The organism is Streptomyces mayonensis (assembly GCF_018982965.1).
In the GTDB taxonomy this organism is placed as follows: domain Bacteria; phylum Actinomycetota; class Actinomycetes; order Streptomycetales; family Streptomycetaceae; genus Streptomyces; species Streptomyces mayonensis.
The window spans coordinates 17,073-28,480 of record NZ_JACBYP010000110.1; the positions used below are offsets into that span (position 1 = coordinate 17,073).

The following is an 11,408-nucleotide window of genomic DNA, read 5'->3' on the forward strand; positions in this document are numbered from 1 at the left end:
CGGCGCGTCACCGGTGGTGTGCCGACTGCTACCCGCCGGGGTGGTGGAAGCCGTAGCCGGTGAAGTCGGCGAGCGGCAGGTAACCGATGCGCCGGTAGAGGGCGTTGCTCGTGCGGTTGGCGGGGTCGGTGAACAGCACGACGTCCGTGGCACCGGCGGCCAGCGCGGCACGGCTGACCGCCACCGTCACCGCTCCCGCATAGCCGTGCCCGCGCAGCCGGGCCGGGGTGTAGACGGGGTCGATCCGGACCTGGCCGCCGACCAGCGGGTTGGAGCCCGCCATGGAGACGGGTGTGCCGTCCGGCGTCTCCCAGAAGGTGTAGCGCTTCTCGGCGAAACGCGTACCGGCCCAGGAGGCGGCGTCGACGGTCACGGCCTCCCCGACGTCCGCGGCGAACTCGCGGCACCAGCGCACGAGGTGCTCGTGCTCCCGCTCGGCCACGGGCCGTCCCCGCCCCGCCGGAACCGGCGTCGGCGGCGTGAGGGTGCCGAGGCGGTGCAGCCGGGCGCCCCAGTCGCGCACCGGGACGGCGCCGGTGCGCCGCCGCCAGGCCCCGGCGAACGCGTCGGCCGTCTCGTCGTCCGCGAGGACGCCGCCCGCCGAGTGGCCCGTGTCGAGCAGGTGGGCGGCGAGGGAGTCGGCCTGCGCGGCGGAGAGGGCGGAGGGGAACAGGCGCCGCGTCGTCGGCCGGCGGAAGAACACGGCGCGGATCTCGCCGCCTGACTCCAGCCGGCCGAAGAGGGTGGGTTCGGCGTCGTCCTGAGCGAGGGTGCGCAGCTTCTCGATCGACGTCAGCTGGGTGGTGTGCAGGGCGGGACGCGAACGCAGGAACCCGCCCGCGCGGGCCAGGAAGCCGTCGACGTCTTCGGTGAGGTGCCACTCGTCGGATCGCATGTCTCATGATCTACCAACCGCCTGTCTGACGGCCGCGGTTGCCCGAAACGCGTCCCGCCCCCGCTCAACGCGGGTTCGCCTGTTCCGTCAACTTCCCTTTGCGCGGCGTGTGGTCGCCCGCACGGTCGCGGCCACGCCGATGCGGCGCTGCGTCTGCGCCTCCCGACGGGCCGTCGCCTCTCATCACCGCTTCCTTATCCCCGCGCAATCATGACCTTGCTTTCATGAGCGCATGAGAGTTCTGGTAGCCGAGGACCACCGCATTCTGGCCCGCACCATCGCCACCGGTCTGCGCCGGCAGGCGATGGCCGTCGACGTCGCGGGCTCCGGCGACGTCGCCGAACGGATGTGCCTGGTCACCGACTACGACGTCCTGATCCTCGACCGCGACCTGCCGGTCATGAGCGGCGACGAGCTGTGCCGCCGGCTGCGCGCGACGGACGGCTCGCCCCCGGTGCTCATGCTGACCGCGGCCGGGGAGATCACCGACCGGGTGTACGGCCTCACCGCGCTCGGCGCCGACGACTACCTGCCCAAGCCCTTCGACTTCGCCGAACTCGTCGCCCGCGTACGGGTGCTGAGCCGACGTCCGCCCAAGGTCGCGCCCGGTGTCCTGCGGCACCAGAACATCGGTCTCGACCCGGCACGGCGCCGGGTGACCGTGGAGGGCAGGACGCTGGAACTGACCCCCAAGGAGTTCTCCGTGCTGGAGCTGCTGATGACGGCCCGGGGCGCGCCCGTCCCGCACGGCGAACTCGTCCGCACCGTCTGGGACGAGCATCTCGACCCGCGCACCAGCGCGGTGCGCGCCACGGTCAGCCGGCTCCGCGGCAAACTCGGTGCCGCCGCCCGCATCACCGCGGACAACGGACAGGGCTACCGGCTGTGCGACTGAACCTCCGGGCCCGCCTGCGCGACATTCCCTTCCGCGCCCGGCTCGCCACCGCCATCGGTGCCGTGGTCCTCCTGGCCGGAGTGATGCTGCTGACCTTCGTCGTGGTGCTCGCACGCCACGGAACGGCGCAGCAGGTCGACGGGATGGAGATCAGAAACGGGGGAGCGACCGGCACCGCGACGACGGCCGGACCGCTGCACCCCACCGGCAGAACACCGGCGCAGCCACCCGCCGAGGACCGCGGCGTGGACATCCGCAAAATCGACTGGACCGTGCAGGCCGTCCAGGACGCCGCGCTGCGACAGACGGTGCTCTGGTCCGCCGTCGGACTCATGATCACGGCGGTGCTGGCCGGGGTGCTCGGCTGGTGGCTGGCGGGGCGGGCCCTGCGCCCGGTCGCCTCCGTGACCGAGGCCGCCCGCCGCATCGGCGAGCAGAACCTCCACCAGCGTCTGGCGCTGACCGGACCCGACGACGAACTCCACCGCCTCGCCGACACCTTCGACACCATGCTCGACCGGCTCGAAGGCGCCTTCGAGAGCCGGCGTCGCTTCGTCGCCAACGCCTCGCACGAGCTCAGGACACCCCTCGCCGTGCAGCGGGCGAGTATCGAGGTGGGGCTCGCCGACCCGGTCCCCGCCGCCGTCGCGGAGGTGCGCGAAGACCTCCTCACCGCCAACCGCGAGGCCGAGCAGCTGATCAACGCGCTGCTGCTGCTCGCCCGCAGCGACCGGGGCCTGGACGAGACCGAGAGCGTCGACGTGGCGCGCACGGCACGTCTCGTGACCGCCGAGCACGCCGCGCGGGCCGCCCGGCACGGCGTGACCCTCGACATCACGGCGCCCGCCCCGCTCACCGTCGTGGGCAACCCCCTCCTCCTGCGGCACCTGCTGGCCAACCTCGTCCACAACGCCGTCCAGTACAACCACCCCGGCGGCCGGGTCGCCGTACGGGTCGAGGACCGCACCGTGAACGTGACCAACACCGGCCCCTACGTGCCCCCGGACCGGGTGGCGGACCTGTTCGAGCCCTTCCGCCGGCACGGCCGGGACCGCACCGCCACGGACGGCCACGGACTGGGCCTGTCCATCGTGCGTTCCATCTCCCTGGCCCACGACGCCGAGCTGGCGGCCGAAGCCGGAAAGGAGGGCGGCCTCTGCGTCACCCTGCGCTTCCCCTGACGGCGCTCAGCGGACGTCGTAGGTCAGGTGCGTGGCCGTCGTCGTCGCGACTGAGCCTCGCTGCACCAGGGTGTGCCGGGTGCCGCCGGTGAACAGGGGAGTGCCGGCGCCGAGCACGACGGGCGCCAGGTGCACGCTCAGCACGTCCACCAGCCCGGCCTCCAGCGCCGAGCCGATCGTGGCGCCGCCTCCCATGAGGACCACGTCCAGGTCGCTGCCGCTGGCCGCGGACGCCGCCCCGGCACGTTCGCGTGCGGCGGCCACGGCGTCGGCCAGGCCCGTCGTGACGAACGTCCAGTCGAGCCCGGTGAGCCGGAGCGAGGCCGGCGGTGCGCCCGTCACCACGACGAACGCCGGCGTGCCGGCCTCACCGGCGCCGTACCCGGTGGTCTCGTCCCAGCCGCCCGGCCCGTCGACCACGTCGAAGAGCCGGCGGCCGAGGACGACCGCGCCCGAGCGGGCGGTGGCCTCGCCCAGAATGCGGCGGTCCTCGGGATCGTCGGAGAAGGCCCACGTGTGCAGTGCCTCGCCCCCGGTGCCCAGACCGCTGTCCGGGCCCGGATCGGGCCCCGTGACGAAGCCGTCGAGGGAGATCGAGATGTCAGCGACGATACGAGTCATGCAGTGCTGACCCGCCGGGGCACCGGAACTCATCGTTTCCGCGCCGGAACCGCCACCCCGCTCACCGTGTGCCGGAGGCCGGCGTGACGGCGCCGTGAGCCCGCCGTGGCGTCCGCCCGGCACCGCACCGGCCTCCCGGGCCGCGTTGCGGCAGGCGGCCGGCTCCCGGCACGAGGGGACCGGGCCCCCGCGCCGTCAGTCCCGCGGCCGGGCCGGCTGGTGCTCCCGGAAGTAGTCGGCGATCGCGGGCGCCGGCGCGGACACGGTGACCGGGGTGCCGCCGGCCCGCAGGGAGGCGGTCGCGGCCACCGCGGCGGCGACCGCCTCCCGGGCGGCCACCGGAGAGGTCTCGGTGGGGCCTCCGGCGGCGGCGAAGCGGAGGAACTCGTCGACCAGGTCCCGGTCCGCGCCGCCGTGGTCGTCCTGGGACGGAGTGTCGACGGAGACGGTGAGGTCGGCGTCGCGCCGGTAGCCCGAGCGGTGCCGGTTCCACACCTGGATCGTCGCGGGATCGCCCTCCATGCCGTCGCCGAAGTTCTCCAGCCTGCCCTCGTCACCGATCACGGTGTAGTTGCGCCAGTAGTCCGGCGTGAAATGGCACTGCTGGTAGCTGGCGAGCACGCCGTTGTCCAGACGGGCCAGCATCATGCTGATGTCCTCGACGTCGACCACGGGATTCAGGTCCCGCAGCGCGGACGGCGGCCACACCTCCGGGTCGAACCAGTCCGGCATGCGGCCTCCGGCGGGCAACGGGTCGTCGGCACCGCGCCTCGGGTTGCCGCCGTAGACCGCGAGGTCGCCCTGCGCGACGACGCTCCTGGAGTAGCCGCCGGCGAGCCAGTGGATGACGTCCAGGTCGTGCGCGCCCTTCTGAAGGAGCAGCCCGGTCGTGTTGGCGCGCTCCGCGTGCCAGTCCTTGAAGTAGTAGTCCCCGCCGTGCCCGACGAAGTGGCGGCACCAGACCGCGCGCACCCGCCCGATCGCGCCGTCGTCGATCAGCTCGCGCATCCTCCGCAGCACCGGCAGATGACGCAGGTTGTGGCCCACGTACAGGCGGCTGCGGGAGTCGTACGCGGCTTCCAGCAGCGTGTCGCAGTCCTCCACGGTGATCGCGAGGGGCTTCTCCACGAAGACCGGGACCCCGGCGGCCAGGAAGAACAGCGCGGGCTGCGTGTGCACGTGGTCCGGAGTGAGGACGAACACGGCGTCCAGGCCGTCGTCGGCCATCTTCTCGTACCGCTCGTGCAGCACGACGTCCGGTCCGAAGAGCTCCAGGGCGTCGGCCCGGCCCCGCGGATCCGGGTCGGCGCAGGAGACGACCCGGGCGACACCGGGCACGTTCGCCAGTGCGGCCATCGGGGCGCGCTGGCCGACACCGACCACTCCCACGCGCAGTTCCGGTACCGGTGTCTGGTCACGCTGGCTCACTGGGACGTCCCTTCGTTCCCGGCCGTACCCGGCGGGGAACGGTCGGTGTGGTGTGCGGGTGCGGGATCTCCGCGTGCCGGGCCGGAACGCGGAGCGGAATACGGCGCCGGCGGCCTACCGGTGCGGTGCGGTCGGTGCGGAGAGCCCGTCGCTCAGCAGCCGGCTGTCGACCTCGTCCAGCCCGAGACGCACCGCGCCCAGGGCCACGCTCTCGTCGCCGAGCGTGGAGACGCGCAGTTCCGGCAGGCGCAGGCAGTGCTTGGTCAGTTCGCGGCGCAGCGGCTCGAGCACCACGTCGGCCGAGCGGGAGAAGCCGCCGCCGTAGACGACGACCTGCGGATCCAGGGTCAGTACCAGCGCCGCCACCCCCACCGCGAGGTCGCGGGTGTAGCGGCGGACGGCCTTGACGGCCTCACGGTCGCCGTCCCTGGCCGCCTGGAAGACCCACGCGGCTGCCTCGCCGGGGGCGGCCGTCGCCGGGATCCCGGGGCAGGACTGGAGGTGGTCCGGAGCGGTGAGCCAGCGCACCGCCTTCAGCGCGCCGATCTCACCCGCCGCGCCGCCGTGGCCGCGGCGCAGGGTGCCGTCCAGGATGAGACCGGCGCCGGTGCGCAGTCCGGCGAGGAGGAAGACGATGTCGTCGGCGTCCTGCGCGACCCCGTTCCACCGCTCGGCCACGGCCGAGAGCTTGCAGTCGTTCTCGACCCGGACAGGACAGGGGAAGCGGGCCGCGAGGTGGGCGACCGGGTCGGCCGCGGTCCAGCCCGGCAGGGGAGTGGAGAAGCTGGTCCGGCCCGCGGCGTCGACCGGGCCGGTCACCCCGAGCGTCACGGCCCACACGTCGGCCGGCACCATCCCGGCGGCGCCCAGAACGTCGTCGACGACCCGGTCGACCTCCGAGAGCCGTGCCCCGGGCGGCGCGTCGGGGTCGACCGGCCGGCGCAGCGTCCCCACGAGGTTGCCCTCCAGGTCGCTCAGCACCGCCAGGATCTTGTGCACGCCCACGTCGATGCCGAGCACGTGCCCGGCATCGGCCCGGAAACGGTACCGGCGGGCCGGGCGCCCCACGGAACTGCTGGCGCCGGGCTCCTCCACCTCGGCCCAGCCGTCCGTCACCAGTGCCTGCACCAGCACGTCCACGGCGGGACGCGACAGGCCCGCCCGGGCCGCGAGTTCGGTGACCGTCGACGGCGGGTTGCCGCGCAGCGCCCACACGATGGACAGCTGGTTCATCTCGCGCATCCGGGACAGGTCTGTTCCGGTCGTCGCCATGCTAGGTACTCCCTGCGAGGGTTGCTGTGCGCGCCGCTGGATAATGCTGAGGAGTTTACTAAGTCGGCGCGGCGCACCTGCCGGTGCCGGAGGTCAGGCGATCGGATACCGCTGTTCCGCCCCGGGGGAGACGGCCGGGGCGAGGTCGACCTCCCGTCCGTCGAGCGAGAAGCGGTAACGGCCGAGCCTGCGCACGGCCGGGCGTGCCTCCAGGTAGCCGGTCATCGCCCGCAGCTCCTCCGGGCGCAGCCATCCCGGCGGGTCCGAGACCGCCCGGAACCCGCAGACGTCGGCCAGATCGCGCAGCCACCGCTGCTGCTGCTCGGTCAGCAGGTTGAGGCGGCTGCGGAAGTACACCACGTCCGGGTCCACCTCCAGCAGCGGCGTCTGCCACAGCCGGTGCACCGTGTTGACGACGGCGTTGCGGGCGAGCGCGTCGGACGGGTCCCGGGTGGCGTAGTGCTCCCACATCGGCGCCACGTCCGGACCGCTGCGCACACCGTCGGCCAGACCGAGCGACGGCAGCAGCGGCGCCCCGCTGGCCAGCAGGTACGCGTCAGGCCCCGCCGCCTCCCGGACGATCCGCAGGCCCGTCCGGTACGCCTCCTCGCGGCCGACGTCCGCGAACCGGGCGCCCGGCACCGCGCCGCCCTGCAGGAAGTCCAGCTTGAGGTAGGTGAACCCCCACTCGTGGACGACCCGACGAACCGTCTCCCGCAGATGTTCCTGCGCCGCGGGCAGGGTGAGGTCGAGCGCCCAGTACCCGGTGCCCCAGTTGTGGCCGGCGACCACGGGTGCGCCGTCGGCGTCGCGCAGCAGCAGTTCGGGCCGCTCCCGTGCGGTGCGCGAGCCGGGGAGGAGGATGAACGGGGCGAGCCAGAGCCCGGGCCGCAGTCCCGCCCCGGTGATCCGGTCGGCCAGGGCCCGCATGCCCGAGGGAAACTTCTCGTTGGCCTCCCAGTCGCCCACCGCCCGCTCCCAGCCGTCGTCGACCTGGACGACGTCGAAGGGCAGCCCCTCGAGGTCTGCGATGTCCGTGCCGAGCTGCTTCTCGGTGATCTCCTCGTAGTACGCGTACCAGCTGCACCACACGTTGCCGGCCCGCTTGCCGCTGCTGCCGAGGCGGGCGGCGAGGTGCCGGGCGTAGTCGGCGAAGACCTGCTCCTCGTCGCCGTACGCCAGGAACCACGGTGCACCGTCCCGCTCGTACCACCCGGCGAGGGTGTCCCGGTCCGCCGTCAGGCGCGGTACGTCGAGGCCGAGCGCGCCGAGCAGCAGGACCCGGCCGTCCTCGCCCTGGAGCGCGGCGACGGCGGAGGAGTGGTGCCGGGCCGGGTCGTCCCACACGGTGTCGTCGGCGGTGTTCCGGCGTTCCGGGTTCTCGATCCTGAGCGGCGCCTCGGACAGCCGGCGCCAGCCGCACGGGCTCCAGGAGTTGTGGCCGTGGCGGTAGAAGTGCGCGTCGCCGAGGCCGTGCAGCAGCGCCACCCGGCCGGGTGGCAGCAGCAGGCCGCCGTCGACGGACTCGGGCGGGGCTTCGCCTGCGGCCTCGACGGCGAAAGCGCGCTCGCCGAGGTTCACGAGCTGGGCCATGTGTCTCCTTGTGTCGCGGGGTGGTGGTGGATGCGGAGCCGGGCGGCTATTCGAGGAGGGCGTTGACCTTGTCGTTCGCCGTCCTCAGGGCCTCCTCGGTGGACGTCTGGCCGAGGATCGCGGACTGGATGGCGTCCTGCACGATGGGCCCGATCTCGGTGCCGCGCTCGGTGATCGGCAGCAGGAAGGTGCCGTCCTTCGCCGCGGCCGCGTCGGTGAAGACCGAGACGTCCTCACCCTTGGCCCGGTAGGCGGCGAGGGTCTTCTCGGTGGACGAGGTGAGCGCCGGGAAGACGACGGTCCGCTGCGCCACGAGGTCCTGGCACTCTGCGGAGCCCAGGAACTTGACCCACTTCCAGGCCTCCTCCTTGTGCGGGGTGCCGGCCCAGATGGCGTCCGACAGGCCGTTGATGGCGCTCTTGCGCCCGGCCGGCCCCGTCGGCAGCGGCGCGAAGCCGAAGTCCTGCCGCGCGTTCGGCCCGGTGTAGCTGGAGATGGCGTAGGAGCCGGCGAGCGTCATCGCGGCCTTGCCCGCGGAGAGCAGTTCGGTGTTGCCCAGCTCCGACTTCTGGGCGAGGCTCGGCGCATATCCCTTGTCGATCAGGTGCTTGTACCAGTCGAGGGTCTCGACCAGCTTCGGGTCGTCGAAGTGGTACTCGGTGCCCCAGGGGTTCTTGTCGAGGTACTCGAAGCCGTTGATGGCGGCGAACTCCCCCCAGCCGTTCTGGCCCTGCGAGGCGTCCTCCCACTCGGGCAGGTAGCCGTGGACCGCGACGTGGTTCTTGTCGAAGCCGGGATCGAGACCGTTGCGGCCCTCGGTGTCGACGGTGGCCTTGGCGATGACCTCCTCCATGGTGCCGCCGTCGGCGGGGTTCCAGGTCAGGTTCTGCAGGTCGGCGGCGTCCACCCCCTGCTTCTCGAGCATGTCGGTGTTGTAGACGATCGCCACCGTGTCCCAGTCCTTGGGCAGCCCGTAGCGCTTGCCGTCCTTGACCCAGGGCTCGGTGAGGCCGGGCTGGTAGCCGGAGAGGTCCACGTTGTCCCGCTCCACCAGGGGCTGCAGGTCGAGGATCTGTCCGCCGGTGGCGTAGGTGGGGGAGTAGGTGGTCTGGTTGACCCACACGTCGGGGGCCTCGCCCGAGACGAGCTGGGTGGTCAGGTTCTGCCAGTACTGCACCCAGGCGGTCTGGGTGATCTTGATCTTGATCTTCGGGTTGGCCCGGTGGAAGGCGGCCGCGCAGTCCTCGTAGGCGGGCATCTGGCGGTCGTCCCACATCCAGTAGTCGAGGGTGACCGTGCCGTCGGCGGCGGTGTCGTCGGAGCCGCCGCAGGAGACGAGGGAGGCGGAGGCCGCCAGACACAGCAGGGCCGCGCCGGCGCGCACGCGCAGGGATCTCATGGGAGGGGGCCTCTCTGGCTCGTACCGCGGGGCGGGCTACTTGCCGCCGGTGAAGTTGAGGGACTCGACCAGCCGGCGGCCGAGCAGGATCAGCAGGATCAGGACGGGCAGCACGGAGAGCGTCGAACCGGCCATCAGACCGGTCCAGTCGGGCGAGGTGTTGGGCGCCTGCTGCTGGAAGATGCCGAGCGCGACGGTCAGGACCCGCACCTCCTCGTCGCGGCCGGTCAGCAGCGGCCAGAGGTAGTCCTTCCACGCCCAGACGGTCGTGGTGAGCCCGATGGTGAGGAGCGGGCCGCGGCTCATCGGCAGCACGACCCTCCAGAACAGGCCCCAGGCACCCACGCCGTCGAGGATCGCCGCCTCCTCCACCTCCCGGGGGATGGAGAGGAAGAACTGCCGCAGGAAGAAGACGGCGAACGGGGTCATCAGCACCGTCGGCGCGACCATGCCGGCAAAGGTGTTCAGCCAGCCCAGGTCCTTCACCAGGACGAAGTTGGGCATCAGGGTGAAGATCGGCGGCACCATGAGGGCCGCGATCAGCACCCCGAAGACGGCGTTGCGGCCGGGGAAGCGCAGGCGGGCGAAGGCGTATCCGGCCATCGCGCAGCACAGCGTCTGCAGCACGGCGATCAGCCCGCTGTAGACCACCGAGTTGAGCAGGTAGCGCAGGAACTCCACCTGGGCGCCCGAGCCGCCGGCCGCCACGGCCTCCTCCTGGCTGGTCAGCCCCATGACCCGCAGGAAGTTGATCATCGTGGGGTGCTGGGGTACCAGCGAGGTGGAGTCGGAGTAGAGGTCGGCCGCCGGGGTCAGCGCGGTGCGGACCATCCAGTAGAACGGGAAGACGGTCGCGACCAGGGCGGCCGCCAGCACGGCCCAGGCCGCGATCCGGCCGGGCGTGATCCGCCCCCGGGCAGCGCCGCGGGTACGGGCGCGGGCGGGCGTGCCCGCTCCGGTTCCGGTTCCGGTTCCGGTGAGTGTCTGAGTCACGTCCGCCTCCTCAGGCCAGGTCCGAGCGGGAGGCGCGCAGCAGGCGCATCTGTACGGCGGTCAGCACCCCGAGGATCAGGGCGAGCACCACGGCCACGGCGGAGGCGTAGCCCATGTGGAAGTACGTGAAGGCCTGCTCGTAGATGTAGTAGTAGATGACCCGGGTGGCGCCCACCGGGCCGCCCTGGGTGGTCACCGCGATGGTGTCGAAGATCTGGAACGAGCCGATCAGCGACACCACGAGCACCAGCGCGAGCACGGGGCGCAGCAGCGGCAACGTGATTTTCGTGAACATGCGGATCTCGCCGGCCCCGTCCAACGAGGCGCTCTCGTAGAGGTAGTGGGGAATCTGGACCATCCCGGCGTACAGCAGCAGCGCCGTGTACCCGGTGTACGCCCAGGCGTTGACGGCGGCGATGGACGGCATCGCCCAGTCGGGCGAGGAGAGGAAACCGGTGGTCCCCAGGCCCAGGGTGTTCAGGACGTGGTTGACAAAACCGAGGTTGGTGTCCAGCAGCCACATCCACAGCAGACCGACGGTGACGTTGGGGACCAGCCACGGCACCAGCAGCATCGCACGCAGCACCACCGAGCGGGTCAGCCGGTGCATCAGCGCGGCCAGCAGCAGCGCCAGCAGCATCTGCGACCCGATGTTGACCACCACGTAGTAGCCGGTGACCTTCAGCGCGTTCCAGAACTGGTCGTCGGTGACGAGCTGCCGGTAGTTCTCCGCGCCGGTGAAGTCCGGGTCGGCGAGGAGGTTGTAGTCGGTGAGCGAGTAGTAGACGCCGCGCACCGTCGGATAGGCGTAGAAGAGCGCGAAGCCCAGCAGTACGGGTGCGAGGAAGAGCCAGGCCGCCTTCCGGTCGTCAGGAGCGCGCCGTGCTCTGCCAGGGGCGGGGCCCTCGCCGCCCGAAGCGGGGCCGGCGGGCCCGCGCGGTCGCGCAACTGCGGTGTTGGCGCCCATGGTTCCCCTCCGAAGGTATTGCGCCGCACCTCTTGCCAGTGGGGCACCGTGGCTACATATTGATGAGCAGCAGTGAAACTTTGTCAACGCTGACTCATAAATAAATCCCGGGATCCCACCCCAACCGGATCCCGCCGAACCGGATCGTCCCGCCCCAATCGGAC

Annotated in this window: 10 protein-coding genes; 2 read left to right on the forward strand and 8 right to left on the reverse strand. The window is 72.1% G+C overall.

The window, feature by feature from the left end; genetic code table 11:
* Positions 1–28 precede the first annotated feature (28 nt).
* Positions 29–895 carry a GNAT family N-acetyltransferase gene (locus HZS56_RS30140; protein ID WP_216723975.1) on the reverse strand — a complete coding sequence of 289 codons (867 nt, stop codon included), beginning with the start codon at positions 893–895 and terminating at the stop codon, positions 29–31.
* Positions 896–1,127: 232 nt separating this feature from the next.
* On the opposite strand from HZS56_RS30140, the gene HZS56_RS30145 reads away from it, so the two are divergent.
* Positions 1,128–1,790: a response regulator transcription factor gene (locus HZS56_RS30145; protein ID WP_216723976.1), complete on the forward strand. Its 663-nt coding sequence runs from the start codon at positions 1,128–1,130 to the stop codon at positions 1,788–1,790.
* A complete protein-coding gene (locus HZS56_RS30150) occupies positions 1,781–2,971 on the forward strand; it encodes a sensor histidine kinase (RefSeq protein ID WP_216723977.1) in 1,191 nt (396 codons plus the stop codon). Before HZS56_RS30145 ends, HZS56_RS30150 begins: the two co-directional genes overlap by 10 nt.
* Positions 2,972–2,977: 6 nt before the next feature.
* Here HZS56_RS30150 and HZS56_RS30155 read toward each other — a convergent pair whose 3' ends face one another.
* The 7 genes from HZS56_RS30155 to HZS56_RS30185 form a co-directional block, all read right to left on the reverse strand.
* Positions 2,978–3,592: a dihydrofolate reductase family protein gene (locus HZS56_RS30155; protein ID WP_216723978.1), complete on the reverse strand. Its 615-nt coding sequence runs from the start codon at positions 3,590–3,592 to the stop codon at positions 2,978–2,980.
* A gap of 195 nt (positions 3,593–3,787) precedes the next feature.
* A complete protein-coding gene (locus HZS56_RS30160) occupies positions 3,788–5,020 on the reverse strand; it encodes a Gfo/Idh/MocA family protein (protein WP_216723979.1) in 1,233 nt (410 codons plus the stop codon).
* A gap of 114 nt (positions 5,021–5,134) precedes the next feature.
* Positions 5,135–6,292, reverse strand: a complete 1,158-nt coding sequence (locus HZS56_RS30165; protein WP_216723980.1) for an ROK family transcriptional regulator — start codon at positions 6,290–6,292, stop codon at positions 5,135–5,137.
* Between the two features lie 93 nt (positions 6,293–6,385).
* Positions 6,386–7,885, reverse strand: coding sequence for a glycoside hydrolase family 36 protein (locus HZS56_RS30170; protein WP_216723981.1), 1,500 nt, complete (start codon positions 7,883–7,885; stop codon positions 6,386–6,388).
* Positions 7,886–7,931: 46 nt separating this feature from the next.
* Positions 7,932–9,284 (reverse strand): ABC transporter substrate-binding protein, encoded by a 1,353-nt coding sequence (locus tag HZS56_RS30175; RefSeq protein WP_216723982.1) that lies wholly within the window; start codon positions 9,282–9,284, stop codon positions 7,932–7,934.
* Between the two features lie 36 nt (positions 9,285–9,320).
* Entirely contained in the window at positions 9,321–10,190 is an 870-nt protein-coding gene (locus HZS56_RS30180) for a carbohydrate ABC transporter permease (protein ID WP_308408192.1), read from the reverse strand.
* A gap of 97 nt (positions 10,191–10,287) precedes the next feature.
* On the reverse strand, positions 10,288–11,244 hold the full coding sequence (locus HZS56_RS30185; RefSeq protein WP_216723984.1) for a carbohydrate ABC transporter permease: 957 nt from the start codon (positions 11,242–11,244) through the stop codon (positions 10,288–10,290).
* Positions 11,245–11,408 lie beyond the last annotated feature (164 nt).

Excerpts from the sequence above, each read along its gene's own strand:
- HZS56_RS30140 (WP_216723975.1), bottom strand. The coding sequence starts at position 895 with ATGCGATCCGACGAGTGGCACCTCACCGAAGACGTCGACGGCTTCCTG.
- HZS56_RS30145 (WP_216723976.1), top strand. The coding sequence starts at position 1,128 with ATGAGAGTTCTGGTAGCCGAGGACCACCGCATTCTGGCCCGCACCATC.
- HZS56_RS30155 (WP_216723978.1), bottom strand. The coding sequence starts at position 3,592 with ATGACTCGTATCGTCGCTGACATCTCGATCTCCCTCGACGGCTTCGTC.
- HZS56_RS30165 (WP_216723980.1), bottom strand. The coding sequence starts at position 6,292 with ATGGCGACGACCGGAACAGACCTGTCCCGGATGCGCGAGATGAACCAG.
- HZS56_RS30170 (WP_216723981.1), bottom strand. The coding sequence starts at position 7,885 with ATGGCCCAGCTCGTGAACCTCGGCGAGCGCGCTTTCGCCGTCGAGGCC.
- HZS56_RS30175 (WP_216723982.1), bottom strand. The coding sequence starts at position 9,284 with ATGAGATCCCTGCGCGTGCGCGCCGGCGCGGCCCTGCTGTGTCTGGCG.
- HZS56_RS30185 (WP_216723984.1), bottom strand. The coding sequence starts at position 11,244 with ATGGGCGCCAACACCGCAGTTGCGCGACCGCGCGGGCCCGCCGGCCCC.